General features: G+C 46.7%; 13 protein-coding genes and 1 pseudogene. 8 read left to right on the plus strand and 6 right to left on the minus strand.

What is annotated here, in order from left to right:
- Positions 1 to 13: 13 nt before the first annotated feature.
- The gene (locus tag H6F73_RS00415; RefSeq protein ID WP_190756862.1) at positions 14 to 3,559 is read right to left on the minus strand and encodes a PAS domain S-box protein; all 3,546 of its coding nucleotides are present in this window, start codon (positions 3,557 to 3,559) and stop codon (positions 14 to 16) included.
- A gap of 684 nt (positions 3,560 to 4,243) precedes the next feature.
- Between H6F73_RS00415 and H6F73_RS00420 the strand changes: the two genes are divergently transcribed.
- On the plus strand, positions 4,244 to 5,026 hold the full coding sequence (locus tag H6F73_RS00420) for an HAD family hydrolase (protein ID WP_190757070.1): 783 nt from the start codon (positions 4,244 to 4,246) through the stop codon (positions 5,024 to 5,026).
- 170 nt (positions 5,027 to 5,196) lie between these two features.
- Here H6F73_RS00420 and H6F73_RS00425 read toward each other — a convergent pair whose 3' ends face one another.
- The 3 genes from H6F73_RS00425 to H6F73_RS00435 form a co-directional block, all read right to left on the minus strand.
- Positions 5,197 to 5,607 carry an ester cyclase gene (locus H6F73_RS00425; RefSeq protein WP_190757071.1) on the minus strand — a complete coding sequence of 137 codons (411 nt, stop codon included), beginning with the start codon at positions 5,605 to 5,607 and terminating at the stop codon, positions 5,197 to 5,199.
- Positions 5,608 to 5,759: 152 nt separating this feature from the next.
- A complete protein-coding gene (locus H6F73_RS00430) occupies positions 5,760 to 6,539 on the minus strand; it encodes a hypothetical protein (protein WP_242072285.1) in 780 nt (259 codons plus the stop codon).
- Positions 6,540 to 6,637: 98 nt separating this feature from the next.
- The gene (locus H6F73_RS00435; protein ID WP_190756863.1) at positions 6,638 to 7,219 is read right to left on the minus strand and encodes a CHAT domain-containing protein; all 582 of its coding nucleotides are present in this window, start codon (positions 7,217 to 7,219) and stop codon (positions 6,638 to 6,640) included.
- A gap of 232 nt (positions 7,220 to 7,451) precedes the next feature.
- Here H6F73_RS00435 and H6F73_RS00440 point away from each other — a divergent pair.
- Positions 7,452 to 7,649, plus strand: a pseudogene (locus tag H6F73_RS00440) (HAD family hydrolase); the annotation flags it as partial.
- A 214-nt stretch (positions 7,650 to 7,863) separates the two neighbouring features.
- The gene (locus tag H6F73_RS00445) at positions 7,864 to 9,078 is read left to right on the plus strand and encodes a DNA double-strand break repair nuclease NurA (RefSeq protein ID WP_190756864.1); all 1,215 of its coding nucleotides are present in this window, start codon (positions 7,864 to 7,866) and stop codon (positions 9,076 to 9,078) included.
- A 207-nt stretch (positions 9,079 to 9,285) separates the two neighbouring features.
- Here the strand turns inward: H6F73_RS00445 and H6F73_RS00450 are convergent, their stop codons facing one another.
- Both H6F73_RS00450 and H6F73_RS26285 read right to left on the minus strand, forming a co-directional pair.
- Positions 9,286 to 9,666: a DUF4087 domain-containing protein gene (locus H6F73_RS00450; protein WP_242072286.1), complete on the minus strand. Its 381-nt coding sequence runs from the start codon at positions 9,664 to 9,666 to the stop codon at positions 9,286 to 9,288.
- A 96-nt stretch (positions 9,667 to 9,762) separates the two neighbouring features.
- Entirely contained in the window at positions 9,763 to 9,945 is a 183-nt protein-coding gene (locus H6F73_RS26285; protein WP_242072287.1) for an SH3 domain-containing protein, read from the minus strand.
- 646 nt (positions 9,946 to 10,591) lie between these two features.
- Here H6F73_RS26285 and recA point away from each other — a divergent pair.
- From recA to H6F73_RS00480, 5 genes are all read left to right on the plus strand, one after another.
- Complete coding sequence (recA, locus tag H6F73_RS00460) at positions 10,592 to 11,674, plus strand: recombinase RecA (RefSeq protein WP_190756866.1); 1,083 nt, start codon at positions 10,592 to 10,594, stop codon at positions 11,672 to 11,674.
- Between the two features lie 606 nt (positions 11,675 to 12,280).
- Positions 12,281 to 12,811: an outer membrane beta-barrel protein gene (locus tag H6F73_RS00465; protein WP_190756867.1), complete on the plus strand. Its 531-nt coding sequence runs from the start codon at positions 12,281 to 12,283 to the stop codon at positions 12,809 to 12,811.
- A gap of 419 nt (positions 12,812 to 13,230) precedes the next feature.
- Positions 13,231 to 15,240, plus strand: a complete 2,010-nt coding sequence (gene sir / locus H6F73_RS00470) for a sulfite reductase, ferredoxin dependent (protein ID WP_190756868.1) — start codon at positions 13,231 to 13,233, stop codon at positions 15,238 to 15,240.
- A 159-nt stretch (positions 15,241 to 15,399) separates the two neighbouring features.
- Complete coding sequence (locus H6F73_RS00475) at positions 15,400 to 16,158, plus strand: 16S rRNA (uracil(1498)-N(3))-methyltransferase (RefSeq protein ID WP_190756869.1); 759 nt, start codon at positions 15,400 to 15,402, stop codon at positions 16,156 to 16,158.
- A 289-nt stretch (positions 16,159 to 16,447) separates the two neighbouring features.
- The gene (locus H6F73_RS00480; protein ID WP_190756870.1) at positions 16,448 to 17,548 is read left to right on the plus strand and encodes a tetratricopeptide repeat protein; all 1,101 of its coding nucleotides are present in this window, start codon (positions 16,448 to 16,450) and stop codon (positions 17,546 to 17,548) included.
- Positions 17,549 to 17,574: the final 26 nt, after the last annotated feature.

The raw sequence follows: 17,574 nt of genomic DNA on the forward strand, positions 1-17,574 counted from the left end.
ATTTAACTCCCACTCAGCTTTGCCTAATGGGAATTTCTATCCGAAACTCTGCGCCTTCTCCGGGTTCTGAGTGACATTCTAGCCGGCCTCTATGCTTGTCAGCGATAATTTGATAACTGATCGATAATCCTAAGCCGGTGCCTTCTCCCACAGGTTTCGTTGTAAAAAACGGATCAAACACTCGCGCCAGAACGCTTTTGCTCATTCCCGGCCCATTGTCTTTAAATCGAATTCCCACGCGAGAACTAGACAGCAATTGCGTGTAAATTGTAATTTGACTGGGGTTGTCTTTGATCTGTTCGGGCGTTCGCTTTCTGTCATGCTTGTGCAAAGCGTCTATGGCATTGGTGAGGATGTTCATAAACACCTGATTTAGCTGGCCGGCATAACATTCAACGAGGGGTAACGCTTCATACTTCTTGATAATTTCTATTCCGGGAAAATCCGGTTTAGCTTTCAGCGCATTCTGCAAAATTAACAGCGTGCTTTCGATGCCTTCATGAATGTCAACCGGCTTCATATCTGATTCGTCAAGCCGGGAGAAATTTCGCAACGTCAGCACAATATTTCGGATGCGTTCAGCCCCCACTTTCATAGAAGACAGCATTTTTGGCATATCCTCAATAATAAAATCAAGTTCCATCTCTTCGATGCAATTTTGGATTTCAGGAGCGCTGTAGCCATAACCCTGCTCGAAAAGGTGGATTAAATTCAGCAAATCTTGAGCGTATTCGCTGACGTGAGTGATGTTGCCATAAATAAAGTTAACCGGATTGTTAATTTCGTGAGCGACACCGGCAACCAACTGACCGAGACCTGACATTTTCTCGGTTTGAATGAGTTGAGTTTGAGTTCGTTGTAAATCTTGCAGCGTTTGTTCTAGTTGCGTTGCTTGCGCTCTCAAACGAGCTTCTGATGTTTGTAGTGCTTCTTCCGCTTGCTTGCGCTCAGTGATGTCGCGGAAGTAAACAGAAAGCCCATCTTCAGCCGGATAGGCGCGGACTTCAAACCAAATATTTAAACGTGGAGAGTAGCTCTCAAATGCTACAGGAATTTGTTGAGCGACAGCTTTATGATACTGATGGTAAAAGAGCGAATCAGCGGGTTGCGGATACTCCTGCCAAATATTCTTACCCAGGAGTTCTTCGGGTGTGCTTCTTTGAAAAAAATAAAGCGCTTGTCGGTTAATATAAGTGAAGTGCCACTGTCGGTCTAAAGCCAAAAAAGCATCAGTAATACTTTCTAAAATATTTACAGTTCGCCGGTTAGATGCTTGTAGTGCTGACTCAATCTGCTTGCGTTCAGTAATGTCAATACAGGAGCCAATGTAGCCAGTAAAGCTGCCATCTGCTAAAAACCGGGGATTTCCGGTATCCAAAATCCAGCGATACTCGCCGTCAGCACGCCGGATACGGTATTCCATTTGGAAGCTTTGGCGGGCGTCAAATGCGGTGATATAACTATCTAAACAGCGCTGTCTATCTTCAGGATGAACCCCTTCAAGCCAGCCGTAGCCGAATTCTTCCTCCATTGTTCTGCCGGTAAATTCTAGCCAAACTTTATTGAAGTAATGACAGCGTTTATCAATGCCGGCAACCCAAATTAGAACCGGCGCGGTATCTGCCATCAAGCGAAATCGTTCTTCGCTTTCGTGCAAAACCGCCTCGGCGTGCTTGCGCTCTGTAATGTCGCGCAGGATAACAATATATTCTGGAAGATTGCGATTTGAACGCTCGGAAACTGTCGCTTCAATGATGCGTAAGCCTTGATAGCGTTCCAATGCCTGTTCGCTTTGGTTTGACCACTGAGCCGGCGAATGTCCTAAACCGGGTAAAAGCGTGTTCAAATTTTCCCCCAGCAATTCATGGGCATTTAAGCCGAAGAGTGCCTCAGCGGCTGGGTTTGCCTGATCAATTGCCCCGTTTTCACCGACCACAAGAATCGTATCTGGAACCGTGTCAAGGGCAGCAATAAAAAGATTTTCTGCGTGTTGGCGGGCTTCATCAATCGCAGCCACTTGAGGCAAGCTTGTCCAACAGGCAACGGCGATCGCCACAAATGCACTTGTTAGGAGCAAAATAACTAAAAGATTGTTGGTGGCATTGGGATTGAGCTGCTCGAAGGGATCGATGCGCTCTAACTTGTCCCGAATCACCCAGGTGACTGCTGTGGCGCTACAAACTAATACCAGTAGAATGACAACCTGAGAGGCAACAAAATCTTGGAACTGACGACTCCGCCGGCGGTAACGCTCAATCCACCAGGCTGGATGAAACGGTGGAAAGGCAATGCGGCGGCTAACGGCATCTACTATCAAAACGGCAAGGGGAAACAGCAGCCCGATCAGCACGTCTTGCCAACTCCAAGCGAAGCCTGCCACCACCAGGACAAGTGCCTCAAGGATGAAGAAGCCTAGCGACCACCAAGGCCATCGTACTTCTGGCCGGCCCCGGCGCAGCCACAGTCCCAGATGAACTAACATTATGGCTGCCAGATAGGCACTGCCGGTGACGACCACAATCCGGGAGATATCTCCCCAAACCAAATAAATCAGGCTGATGAACAGGGAAAAAATCAGGCCGGGTTGCAGAACACCCTGTCGCGAGACGATGGCGAAGACGGGTGAAAGGTGTCCGTCTAAGGCGAGTTGGTACAAAATGCGGGGAGAGTTGGAAACCGTAGTGGCACAAGTGAGAAGGGTGCTGGAGGCAATCAGTAGCGTCACGATCCAAGAGGCTGACTCACCCCAGAATGGCTTTGCTGCGGCGAACAAATTCATAAATGTGTCCTCGCCCAGCCCCGGTTGCGTCGCCAAACGCATTAGCACCCAAGATCCGCCCAGAACCACAACAGGGATCAGCCCAGCAGCTAGCTTGAGAAATCGCAACGTTTCTCCGGGACGTCGGCTGTCTGCGACAAATGAGGAGGCTGTTTCGCACGCATAAGCCATGTAGACGGCAAAGAAGAACCACTTCGCCCAGTCAGTAAAGGTTAAGGGCGAGAAACTGCTGGGCAAAAGTCCCGGACTAGCCGGCGAGAAGGCTAACCATCCCAAACCTTGAACGCAAAACACCAGCAGGAATCCCACGGCTGGGAAAATAAAAAATGTGTGCAAAATTCCCAAGGTGCGGGTGCCGCTCAACGCCACAATATAAGCGATTAGCGTGAATCCAATTTTAAGCGCGGTTTCCGGACAAGCAATGCCCAAGGGTTCCAGGTTGGCTTTAATCAGCGCGGTGAGGATGATCGGGTTCATCGACAAATAGCCGGCCCAGCTTACGAAGTATGCGATCGCCGCATAGCGACCCAGCCCTGGATACTTCGAGAGCAGCCTGGTTGTATAATTGGGCGTTCCGCCCGATACATCGGGCCACTCTTCCCCTAAGCGCTTCACCTGCAAGTTTAGTAACACCCCCACAACTACGGCAGGCAACCACACGAAAATCGCAGAGGGTCCAAGCGCAGCGTGTATCAGCGGTGCGGTGCCAATCCATACCAAGTGACCTGTCAGACCAAAACCCCAGGTTTCAACGGCGCTGAGGCTCCGGGGCAACCGCATGGCTGAGGGCTGATTTATCCTTGCATTTTTTTGGTTAAAACTAACCTTGACAGGTGACGGGCTTGACATGACATTAGCCATTTACATGAAGTAATGGCAGTGATATTGCTTAATTCTTTCTTTTACCACTTAAGTGCTTTACTCAGATTGTTCTTCATTAAAACTTCACGTTAAAGTTAAACGCTTTACTATACAAGATTGCAAGATTGTGCATAAAAACACGTTAAGAAAAGCTTTTTTCTGAAGTTGCCAGAACTCAGAACTTTACAGATTAAGCAGACTCATCATTAGTGTTTATCCGTGAATTTATTGAGATTAATCTGTGTAATTTACCGGATAAATGATTTGTGTAAATTTTCGGACTCAGGATGCGCTGCGAATCAATATTTATATTAACTCACTATTTAAATGCAACTTATTATTTTTTCTTTTAAGATAAAAAAGGCAGCGATTAATCTGCCGGCCTTCAATTTTGAATTTTAAGTTTTACAGTTGGAATTGCTTAATTTAAAGAAGCAAGGAAATTGTGAGATTAAAGATCATGCAAGTTTTGAGCAAAAATCTAGATAAATACTGAAGTGATAATTTAAGTTTTTCCTGCTGCCTTACTGAGTGCAACATATCTGCGCTCACGCTTTGCTCAACTGTGCGATCATAGACAGCGACGTTGCATCTCGACAAACCATGCCGGCGAACCATCCCACACTTCTCGCGCTTGACTTTGATGGCGTCCTTTGTGATGGACTGCTTGAGTATTTCCAAGCTGCATGGCGCACCTACTGTCAAATCTGGACGCCGGCAGACGCCACACCACCGGCAGAGTTAGCCCCCATATTTTACCGGCTGCGACCTGTGATCGAAACCGGCTGGGAGATGCCGGTGTTGATCCGCGCCTTGCTATTAGGCATTTCTGAAGAGAAAATACTGCTCGATTGGCAAACAATTGCGCCACAACTATTGTTAGAAGAAGGACTCAAACCCGCAGACACCGGCACGCAACTTGATCGGCTGCGGGATGAATGGATCGCCACTGATGTCGCAGACTGGTTGAGTTATCACCGATTTTATCCAGGCGTCATCGAAAGATTGCGGCAATTGCAACAAATGCCGGTGCGCTTAGTAATTATTACCACCAAAGAAGGGCGCTTCGTTCGGCAACTGTTGCAGCAACAAGACATTGAACTGCCAGATGCCTGTATTTTTGGCAAGGAAGTGCAGCGTCCTAAGCACTTTATTCTACGAGAATTATTGCAAACGCCTGTTGATGAGCCGATCATTTGGTTTATAGAAGACCGGCTCAAAACATTGCAAATCGTGCTGCAGCAGCCAGACCTCACCCAAGTCAGGCTTTTTCTGGCAGATTGGGGTTACAATACAGCTCTTGAGCGGGAAGCTGCCGGTGCAACTCCACACATCAATTTGCTGTCTCTCTCTCAATTCTCTCAAGATTTTGCAGCGTGGCCTTAAGCTGCTCAGCATTAGATTTTCTGGCGTTGCTGAAGGAGTAATGATTTAACCAGGAAGAGAAACTGTCTGATAGTTCAAATAGTGCAGCAGTACCGCAGTCAACACTTCAACATTAAGGGCTGGGTTGGAGTAGCACAATTAAACTTAGCCGTTGTGCAGCACTTACAAGCCTATGAGACTGGTAAACCTATTTGCCTGAACCAAGTGTACTTGTCAATGTAGCCACGCTGGAAACAGATTTTGCCCTCAACGATCTGAAAGAAGCCACACCCGCGCAGTGTGAAACTTTTGCCGGTGGGTGCGTTGCCGCCAAGCTCACCCAAGAAGGTGCCGCCACCGCTCCACTCGATAATCGCCCAGTTACCATCCTCGAAGATATTTTCAGGATGCGTGTAGTTGTCTGGAAACGCGTTGAAGAAGGCGATGAAACTCTCAAGCAGTGCCTCGCGCCCCTGGAGAGGATCACCAAAGGCAACCTGATGGTTGATAGCGTCATCGTGATAAAGATCGATAAGTGTGTAAGGGTCGCGAGCGTTATACGCAGCAACCCAGTCGCGTAGAACTTCTTTGGGTGACTTCATATCGCTAATCATATTCAAGGCTATCAACTGCTACCAATTATTATTTTGCTACACAATGGTAATGCTAAGTGCCGGTAAACAACCGCTATGCTGCCAAATAAAAACTGCTTAATTGACTTGTTAGCCCTCTGTGCTTACTGTGTAATTTACTTTTACCTGGGTTGCCGTTTGGGTGGTTTCTTTTTAGGACGCCGAAAATTATCAGCTTTTGCTTCCTCTGGATTAGCAAAACACCAACAAACCTCCACAGCCCTTTCATCCTCGTAATAGTAGATGCCTCGTGCGGAGGATTCATCAATATTGGCCGTAGCTCGGATAGGAAATTGCACCGGACAACGGTTGTCTATAGGAGGTACACCATAACTGAATCCTCGCTTGCTCCGCTCTTCTTTGACGGACTGCCAGTAGGCTTGTTCTTCCCGTCTTTTTTGTTCTTCGTTACGAAGCCTTTGTTGTCTTTCTTCTTCTTCCCTTTCTTCTCGTTGTTGTCTTTTTACATTGTGCCTACTTTTAGCTTCTATAAGGCCGATGTTAACTTCTTTAAATACTTCACTTATTTCAGGATATTTACTCAACAAATCTGAAGAATTAGACAAATGTTTAGAAATAATCTCTGCTGCTTCGCTATATCTTTGTACAGCTTTTTCTAATTCATTCTCTTCTTCTAGACAATTTATTGTATCTATATTTTCATCTGTAAAATTCTTAAAGAGAATCATTGCAGGCTTCAAGCCTACCCACTCAGAGCGAACGGAGTAAATAGACGATATGGCAGGTGCCACAGCAGACAATATAATTCCTATCATTAAAATGAAATAAAACAGTAACAACTGCTTTAGCGTGATATAACCACAAGCCCATAGCAGGAAAATAACAAGACAAATTTTTAGGATGTCTCTAATTACCTTAATAGTGATCATGGCTACAACCACAGGTTTCTGAAGTTTTTCAGGCAGCCCACTAAAAATTTTTACGATTGCTAACGGATATTTTGCAGTCTCCCCACAAAGATCTGCTTGAGTTTCAGCAATTAATCCCTCTCTTTTTTTTTAATTATTGGGGTCATTTCTTCACCAAGGTTCTCAATTTGGATAGCACTGCGACCAAACTCATGAGCTATATCGTAGGCTTTACCAGAAAATATAGCCAAGTAGAAACCCCGCGCATATTCTATAGCAGCTTTGTCACCTACTGCCTGTCTCATAGCAACTACATATTTAATGTGATTAGCAATACCTTTTGCTTGAGCAACCGAGTAACAAGCATTGAGTACCACACACTCCACATCAGCTGCACATAGCCAAAATAATGTTGAAAGTGCCTTGGCTGTAACGAATTTTACTCTTCCATCGATATCCTCAAATGCTAAACCCTGACTGCTATCACCATGTCCACAGAAGTGAACAATTTGTGGTCTGTGTTCCAGCATGATTTGCTGAATATCTCTTGTGCGAACTGCTGTTTCAATCAAAACCTCAAAGCTATCTCGATTTCTAGCTTTTTGTAAGACCTCTTTAATCTCACGCACTTCTTGATCCAGACGTAGTTGAGGAGTTTTTATTGGATTAGCTGAGAGAATCAAAATTTTTTTAGGAAGCTGAACTTGAGTCATGGATTAAATTCAGGTTATTTAAAATTACTTAATAATATATGTTTGGTGACAACTCAATTTACCAAATTGGGAACTCGTATACTAGCCTCTAAGTGAGTGGTTTCAATTAAGACAAGATAAATAAATATACATTATAGCGCATTTATAGGGTTTAACAATCATATCCTGTAGACTTAATTGCGCTTTAGTACCGTTTATTCTGCCAGAATTATTGCAACCGCCGGCTGATGAGCCGGTGATTTGGTTTGTCGAAGACCGGCTAAAAACATTGCAGATTGTGCAGCAGCAGCCAGACCTCAACCAAGTTAGGCTTTATCTAGCAGATTGGGGGTACAATACAGCCGTTGAACGGGAAGCAGCCGGTCAAACTCCACACATTCATCTGTTATCTCTTTCGCAATTTGCCGGAGATTTTGCGGCGTGGCCTTAAGCTGCTCAGTCAGAGGTTTTCTAAAAAGAGAGTGGGAGATGGGGAGGTATTTTAACCGGCACCAAATTGGCAAATTAGATGCTTATTCACTTAGAAATCTAAAATTTCATCCCATTTTGCTTTGAAATTGCATAAAATCATGAGACAGGTTAGTGGCTTAAAAAAAGTCGTGAAGAGAAAACCACTAACTGCTAATGACTAACCATGAATTATTATGCTTGATCTCACACAACTCGCACGGCAACTTCCCGGCATCAGCAAGCACCTCACCCAAGAAGCCCATGCAGGTCGCCACCGCTTAGACTTAGCCCAGCAGCTGATGCAGAGAGCAGAAGCTCATTATGCGGAATTAGTCACGAAACAACAAGCTTGGCGAAATCGCCTGATCTTTACCGCTGCTGAGCCGGTTGAGGATTTACAAACTCGCGTATACATTGCGCCGGCACCACCCGTCCACACCGTCATCGCCACAGATGGCTCTCAAATTGCCCCGAACCACCATGAAATCGCCTACTGCTATTTAATTAACGTGGGCAGAGTAGTGTTGCACTATGGCGAAAGCCGGCATCCCCTTTTAGACAGCCTTCCCGAAGTATTCTACCGGCCCGAAGACCTGTATGAATCTCGGCAATGGGGAATTCGCACAGAAGAGTGGATGGGCTACCGGCGCACGGCATCGGAGGCAACGATATTAGCAGAACTTGCGTGTAATGTGTGGGCACCAGCTCCCGCGCTGCCGATTCCAACCATCGCAATGGTGGACGGTTCGCTAATTTACTGGTTTTTAGAACCGCTGCCAACTGAGGCACGCGATCGCATCCTCTGCACGATTCTCGATGCCTGGGACAAGCTACAAGCCGCTCAAATTCCCATTGTCGGCTATCTCAGCGCCTCCCGCAGCATTGAAGCGATCAACTTTCTGCGCTTAGAAGCTTGCCCTCACGAAGTTCCCAACTGCGTCACCCACTGCCCGCCGACGATGCCCTTAGACGCTGCCGGCAAACCGATCAAAGCACCCTGTCAGGTTTTTGAACCCTTGCGAGATGCTGCCTTGTGGGCATCCCTGCTGGAACCGGGGCAGCGCAGTCCCCTGTGGCGCAGTTCCGCCCCTATTTTGGATCAATATGGCCCTCACACGATATATTTCTGCTATGTCCATGTCGGGACTGAAATTGCCCGAATAGAGGTGCCGGCTTGGGTGGCTGAAAACCCTTCCCTGCTAGACTCGACCCTGAGTTTAACCATCGCCCAGGTGCAGAAAGGCTATGGCTATCCCGTTGCGCTTGCAGAAGCTCACAATCAGGCAGTGGTGCGAGGAGGCGATCGCGCTCGTTTCTTTTCGCTTCTGGAACGAGAAATGATTAGAGCCGGCTTACAAAATGTGGGCACATCGTATAAGGAAGCCCGCAAGCGCGGCAGCATTGCTTAACTGTATAATTTCTCGTTCTTATTCAATCTAGAGTTTCAAATCCGAATGACTCTTTCACAATCGCCCTTGGGGGTCTTGACGCTCAGCAAATCACCACATTTGGAGGGGGTTTAGGGAGCTTCCCTCCAAGCTCTTTTTGACTTTTTCCAGTTTTTCATCTAATTGAGAACTGCTATGTATAGAAAGTTTTAAAGCTTATTCAACAACTCAAAATTGTGGCAAGTCTGGATCTGTGCGACAAGCATTTAATGGTAATATCTCACCACCTTGAATCGTGAGAATTTTCCCCGTGTTGCTATCTGTTTCAACATCTAAGCAAGCGCAGCCATATCCATACAAACGATTAGTTTTAACATACTCCTGTGGATTAAAATTGGGTATGTTGTCCGTTCCCTCTGCTTGATATCCCATTTGCCTGGAAATAATCCAATTGTTATCTCTATCTCTTAGAAGCCAGTTTCCAGGCGTGGGATTATGTAACCATCCACATCTAGTTTCCTCTGCGCTAACTGGAAGTGTGATGGAGACAAGGGCGAGTGTAATTAGCCAATTTCTTTTCATTACTTTACCCATTAAACGTTTATTCAATTGTTTTCCCAAAGATTAGGAAAAATTTATATCCCAAAATCAGCAGAAATCGAGTGTCAAAGACGCAGTCCAACTCATTGGAATTGGAATGTGAACTCACTGGTCGTAGCAGCTAATAAACTCTCTAATAACCCAACCCCATGAGCGGAAGCCTTCCTCAGTATAGCTGCCTACTTTAACCCAAGTACGCCCTTGGTCGTCGGTAGCTGAGTCTTCCATGTAGACCCTATAACCGTTGAGTAGAGTATCTATAACTTGACCGTTTGGTCGATCACGCACATTAAGTGGAGTTCCTGTCGGGTCTGTTACTTTGCACACTCTTTCAGCTTTAGCGGGTAGCGCTACAGCAAGAGAAGAAGCTAAGACAGCTAAAATCATTAGAAGCGGCGACTTTGTTTTCATGGTTAGAGCAGTTAATTCTCTTTTTAGTATTGAGGGTAAGGTAACTGCTAGCGACCGGGAAATCACGGAACTATTCTTATGAGTGAGATTTTCGAGGGGTTTAAATGATACAAAAATTCGCACAAAAGGATAATAGGACACCAGACAGTGTGAGCGCTGGTATATTCTGAGCGATAAAGACCCTAGAAGTCTAACCGGCATCGGGTATCCGAACCTGAACTATGGTTTTGGCAAAAATTTGTCTAGGGTGCTGAAGAGTAGGCAAACAGGGCAGAAATACCTAGTCAGTTTCAGTGCCGGCGCGAAACTTAAAATGCTTAACAAAAATTTAAACAATGCCGGAACCAGACTCCAGCTTGCTTTTGACCCCATGCCCCATGCCCCATGCCCCATGCCCCATGCCCCATGCCCCTACTCCCTCTCTTCTTCGGTATTTCCCAGCACCCCACCCCCCCAGCTAAACGTTAAAATAAAACTCTCATCCAAATCCTAACGACCCACAATTCTCACCTTGAGGCGAGGCATGGCAACAACAGAATCCACTGATAAAGCCCAAAAGCAAAAAGCTTTGGACATGGTGCTCAACCAAATTGAGCGCAGCTTTGGCAAAGGGTCAATTATGCGACTTGGAGATGCCACCCGCATGAAGGTGGAGACCATCCCCAGCGGCGCACTCACTTTAGACTTAGCCTTGGGCGGAGGCTTGCCCAAGGGACGGGTTATTGAAATTTATGGTCCTGAGAGTTCTGGGAAAACGACTCTGGCGCTGCACGCGATCGCAGAAGTGCAAAAAGCCGGTGGGATTGCTGCCTTCGTCGATGCGGAACACGCGCTAGATCCCACCTATGCCGCCGCGCTGAATGTCGATATCGCAAATCTGCTGGTTTCCCAACCAGATACGGGTGAGATGGGGCTGGAAATCGTCGATCAGCTTGTCCGTTCTGTTGCGGTTGATATCGTCGTTGTTGACTCAGTCGCCGCGCTGGTGCCCCGTGCTGAAATTGAAGGCGACATGGGCGACTCCCACATGGGCTTACAAGCTCGTTTGATGAGCCAAGCGCTGCGGAAGATCACCGGCAACATCGGTAAATCTGGCTGTACGGTTATTTTCCTTAACCAGTTGCGCCAAAAGATCGGCGTTACCTACGGCAACCCAGAAACCACAACCGGCGGTAATGCTCTCAAATTCTACGCCTCAGTGCGCCTGGATATTCGTCGGGCGCAAACTCTGAAAAAAGGCACCGAAGAATTTGGTATCCGCGCCAAAGTCAAAGTGGCTAAAAACAAGGTTGCCCCGCCTTTCCGGATTGCCGAGTTTGACATTTTGTTTGGCAAGGGCATTTCCCGCGTCGGCTGTATGCTTGACATTGCCGAGGAAACCGCTGTGATTGTCCGCAAGGGCGCTTGGTATAGCTACAACGGTGATAACATCGGTCAAGGACGCGATAATACGATTAAGTATCTAGAAGACAATCCGGCTGTTGCAGACGAAGTTGAGAAGCTCGTCCGTCAAAAACTGGAACTCGGTGCTGTTGTTTCAGCAAACTCGGTTACGCAGATTGAGGCTGAAGATAACGAAGACGAAGTCTATATTGAGGAAGACTAACTGAAATCTTGCCGGCGCTCTAGGTTCCAATTGAGCTGCCGGTGAGCGGTTAAATAAACCCGCAAGATGAAGCAATTTCAGGCTTTGTCATGCGGGTTTTGTGTTTTTCGGTGCTGTGACATCGCAAAATTTATCTGGGATGCCGGCATCCTGCCTCCCTTCTATCTGCCTTTCCCTATTTCTATCGGATGTTTGGCAATTGCGCTTGTCTTCTTTGGAATAATAAAAAGCTTCTCTAGTTATTCTTTTTATTTAATAATTTATGGTTTTTCTGTTTAGCAAAGATTCCATCTAACAATCCTCTTGCTGCAAGTTGTGACAGTTTGCAAACAGTCTATTAAGGGTGGTTACTATCTTAATACTGCGCTATAAGCGGTCTTTCAGGAAATAATTCGCTCTCTAATATGCCATTCCAATAGTTTACCTCGGTTGCGGTAGAAGGGAAAGAAGAGCGCAAAAATGCTTGGGAACTTTAGAGATAAACGAAAGTCTTTCTAGTGATTTTCGTCAAGATATTTTTGAAAAAAAATTGGAACTTTCAAACTTGAGGAGACGACTTTAAAGGTAAGTGAACGCAATCATAACTCAAGGATTCGAGAGAATACTATGAAATTTTCTATGAAGTCTGTCCTCACAATTTCTGCTTTGTCTGCTCTGATTTTTGCCCCCATTTTAGGAGCTGCCGGCAAAGCGTCTGCCCAGCCTGAACCCCATAAATTCAGCTATATTGGTGCCGGCGTTTCTGCTGGGGTTACTAATGGTGGACAAGAGGGTGATGCGGCTACATTAGGCGGAAATATTCAAGGGCGTTATGCACTTCCAAATGTGCCGGTGTCTCTGCGGGGCGCAGTGCTTTTCAGTAATGAAACCAGTGCAATTATGCCAATAGTTTCTTACGATTTAGCCGTTAACAATAACACGAATCTTTATGCCGGCGTTGGCTACTCTTTTGTAGAATCTAATGGAAAACCCACGCCTGCCGGCAATAAAGATGCAGTCGTGCTAACAACCGGCGTAGAAGCGAAAGTCGCTAAAAGCATTGTTGTTTACTCAGATGCCAAGCTAGGAATTAATGCTTATCAAAATAGTCCTGCTTCTGCTCTTAGCTTCCAATTCGGTGCCGGTTATCACTTCTAATCGTTTCCAAAAAACTTGAAATAGCTTGTAGAAAACCGAGTAGGCACGTCTGTAAAGGTTTCTCAGCTTCTTATCAGTAGGGTGGGCGATGCTCACCCTACTTGCTTTATGAAAATTTAATTAAATTTGTTGAAAGACTGCCCAACAGGTCTTAATGTCGGTCAATCCCCTCTGCTTAGGACGAGATATTTACTCATAATTTATAAAAAAGTCCCAGTAAAGGACAGGCAATGATAAACTTAGAGTATTCATCACAATTCCGACCGGATTTCCGTTGTTCGTATTCCCAAAGTTAGGCGTCTGTAGATTTTTGTTTCCCTAGCAAGTCTCTATCGTGCGCGGCCTGACGAATCATCGCACGTACAGAGACACCCTGTTCAACTCCTTGCCCTTTTGCCAACTTCTACTGCATCGTTCTCATGGTTAAAACTCCCATCCCCACTCCCACTGAACGCAAACCTTCCAAAGTGGAAGGTCTTAAGGAACGCAGCAATTTCTTGCGCGAACCTGTTGCAAGTGAATTACTAGAAGATACGACTCATTTCACTGAAGATGCCATTCAAATTCTCAAATTTCATGGGTCGTATCAACAAGACAACCGGGATAATCGGGTTAAGGGGCAGGAGAAGGACTACCAGTTCATGCTGCGTACCCGCAACCCCGGTGGTTTCACTCCGCCGCAGCTATATCTCGCACTAGACCGGCTATCTGACGAGTTCGGCAACCACACCCTTCGCGTCACCACTCGCCAAGGCGTTCAACTGCACGGCATTTTAAAGAAAAACCTCAAAGCGGCTTTCTCCTCCATTATCAGAAACATGGGGTCAACTTTAGGTGCTTGCGGCGACGTCAACCGTAACGTGATGGGACCACCGGCACCGTACAGAAACCGCCGTGACTATCAGTATGCTTTCGAGTACGCCAATAACATCGCCGATCTGCTGACCCCGCAAACCGGCGCATATTATGAAATTTGGTTGGATGGCGAAAAAGTTATTTCTGCTGAAGAAAACCCAGAAGTGGTGGCAGCCAGACAGCGTAACGGTAACGGCACCATCTTCCACGACACAGTGGAGCCGATCTACGGCACTCATTATATGCCGCGCAAGTTCAAATGCGCCGTCACTGTACCGGGCGATAACTCAGTAGACCTCTTTTCCCAGGATCTGAGCTTGGTGGTAATGACCAATGAAGCAGGGGAATTAGAAGGATTTAACGTGTTTGCCGGCGGCGGTTTGGGCCGCACTCATAATAAAGAAGAAACCTTTGCGCGTTTAGCCGACCCGATCGGCTATGTTGCCAAAGAAGATGTCTACGACCTGGTGAAAGCCATTGTAGCGACGCAGCGCGATTATGGCGACCGCACAGACCGGCGTCATTCGCGAATGAAATATCTCCTTGAAGAATGGGGGGTTGAGAAATTCCGCAGCACAGTAGAAGGCTACTTCGGCAAATCGATCCAGCCGTTAAAACCGCTGCCTGAGTGGAAGTATTTAGACTTCTTAGGATGGCACGAACAGGGAGATGGCAAGCTGTTTGTTGGCATTTCCGTGGAAAATGGCCGGATTAAAGATGAAGACCAATTCCAGCTAAAAACTGCCCTGCGGGAAATCGTACAGAAGTTCAACGTGCCGATGCTGTTGACGCCCCATCAAAACGTTCTGCTGTATGATATTGACCCAGCAAGCCAAGCCGAAATTCAAGAGATTCTCAATCGCTGCGGCATTCAACAGCTCAAAGAAATCGATCCCTTGCTACGCTTGTCAATGGCGTGTCCAGCTTTGCCCACCTGTGGCTTGGCCACGACCGAATCAGAGCGGGCGATGCCTGGTATACTGGATCGGATTCGGGCGCTGTTGGACAAGCTGGGCATGGAACAAGAGCATTTTGTCGTGCGGATGACCGGCTGCCCAAATGGCTGCGCTCGTCCTTACATGGCGGAATTAGGGTTTGTTGGCCGTGCCCCGGAAACCTATCAGGTTTGGCTGGGGGGTTCTCCCAACCAGACGCGGCTAGCCCAAACCTACGACGACCGGCTGCATATCAATGACCTGGAAACTTTTCTAGAGCCGATTTTTGTTTATTTCAAAAAAGAACGGCAACCTGCAGAAAGTTTTGGGGATTTTTGTGATCGGGCCGGTTTAGAAGCCATCCGTCAATTTACCACCACCTACTCAGCTGCTTCCACGATGACTACCGAGACTACCGACACTAACAATCAAGAGATTACCTCGACCAGCGAGGAAAACGGCCAAGTTGAAACTTCCGCAGATGCCCCCGCAGATGCGAACATCCGGCATCGCGTTAGCCTTCGCCATGAGGTTTACACAGAGCTAAAAGCTGAGGCAAAGCGCCAGGGTAAGCCCCTCGTTCAACTGGCTACTGAGATCATCGAATCTTACCTGAAAACTGCCAAGGGAGAGGGGTAAGAGGAGCTAGGAACTAGGGATTAGAGGCTAGGGCAGAAGGGGAGAAATGTTCCATTCCCCGTTCCCCTAGCTTTAGGTTGGCGCAGTTTTGCCCACTTTTCTTCATCCCTGATTCCATCTTGTATCCTTTATTCTGTTTCCTGTGTCCTCAATTTTTAATTGGCTCAACTACAACGGCTAGCGATCACTCCCTCTCAACTCCACAACCGGCAAATTCTCCTAAGTGCTGAACAACAGCATTACTTGGGGCGTGTCTTACGGTTGCGGGGGGGTGATCGCTTTGTGGCGATGGAACCGCAGGGACAATGGTGGCTTGCTGAACTCATCTCGCCCCAGTCAGCGCAAATTTTAGAGCCGATGCCGCCGGCACAAACTGAGTTGCCGGTGGAGGTGACGCTGATGGTGGCGCTGCCGAAAGGCAATGGCTTTGACGATATTGTGCGTCACTGTACAGAGATCGGGGTGAGTTGCATGATGCCGGTGTTGAGTGAGCGCACCCTGCTTAACCCCAGTTCGCAGAAGCTCGAACGCTGGCGGCGCATTGCTCAAGAGGCGGCTGAGCAATCAGAACGTCAAATTATTCCGGCTATTCAAGAAATAGAAAAATTTACCACAGCTTTGTCGTTTGTCAATGGTTCTTTTTTAAAAGAAACAGATCGGCAATATATCTGTGTGGCTCGTGGTGAGTCTCCCCATTTACTAGATTGTCTGTTAGAGGAAAAACCTCAAAGTTCTAATTTAAAATCTAAAATTGCGATTGCCACCGGCCCTGAAGGCGGCTGGACGCCGGCAGAGGTAGAAGTAGCGATTGCAGCCGGTTTTCAACCTGTGTCTTTAGGGCGTCGTATTCTTAGAGCTGTGACTGCGCCGGTTGTTGCTTTGTCGCTTGTGGCAGCGGCTGGGGAATTAAAGAATTAATTGGTTTCTTTTGTGTAGAGTGGGGGAAGTTTTTTAACCACAGATAAACACAGATGATGGCGTAGCGTGCCGTTAGGTCTAGGCGCAGCTTGCCGAAAGGATACACAGACGAGTTATCTTTATTTTTTTTGATGAAGCACTGTTAAAAAAGGGAGAAAACTTAACTACCTCTTTCACGATTAAGTTAAATTGGTATAACAATTAATAATTAGCCGCGAAAAATTAAGAATACCTCTGTTTCACTTTTGTTTTAAGCATTTAATTCTCCACCCGAACCGGGCAAACTTTTATGAGCGATATTGATCGAGTTGCCGACGCTCTTGAGCGCAAAGACTACCGAACGGCAGCAGGTTTACTTAAACAGCTACTCAACGAGTCGCCGAATGATCCTTGGGTGCAGTTTTATGTTGGGCGCTTGCATGAAGGCACCGGCAAACCACAAATGGCAGAAAAAGTTTACCGGCAATTATTACGCGGCACAACGATTCCCAAGGTTTTAGTACAAGCGCGTCAGGGGTTGCAGCGTCTTGAAGAAATGGAAAAAGACCAGCACGCTCAAGCGATTGCTCAAGCGAAAGCTGACCCTCAAAATGCCGAACCGGGGTTATTAGTCTTAGAACCAATTAGTGCGGAAGCAAAAACAAAAGCGGCTCAGAATTTTGCCCGAATTATGAAGCTTGATCCCTATACGGCGCGGTTGCACTTGCCGAGTCGGGGTTGGAGAGCTTACCGCACCGGCACGATTGGAGAATTGAAAGTTTACTCTCAAGAACTGCTTGGCGGCGGCATTCCCAACTTTTGGGCATCCTTAGCGGATATTGAGAAAATTCATGTCTTTCGCGTTAGTCATTTCCAATCAGTTTCCCCTCAACCGATTGTTGTCTGCAAAGATGAAAATGATCGGCTCGGTGCCTTAACTTTTCAATGGTCGGAAATAAGTCAGCGTGCGGAAGGACTGTTGCCGATTTTTGAACAAATTGTGGAGTATAACGTGAGCCGCAACGAAGTGGAGCGGAAAGAAGCGACTCAGGATTATGCGCTATTTTGCGATCTGCATTTACCAGGCAGACGCTGCATTCTCCGATTTTGCGATTTTAGTTATGACTTCCAGCAGGGGGTTGAGTTAGCTCAAACTCAGAAAAATGTCCCTCAAGCCGGCCAAGTGACGAATCGCTTCAACTGGAATGCTTTGCTCGATTTATTCAATCGCAATCTATCTCAAGCGCCGGTGTGGGCTAATTTCAACTTTTTTGGAGAAACGGCTCAAGATTATCCCGAAATGTTGGGACGAATCAAGCCTTACATCGATTTGTTTCGCAGAGAGCCGAGTAATTGGGATGCGGCTTTCCATTTGTATAGTTGCTTAGTTTTCCTCAAGAATAAAGGCTAAGCAGATTTTAGATTTTAAATTTTAAA

Origin of the sequence: Microcoleus sp. FACHB-68 (genome assembly GCF_014695715.1) — a bacterium.
Lineage (GTDB): Bacteria > Cyanobacteriota > Cyanobacteriia > Cyanobacteriales > Oscillatoriaceae > FACHB-68.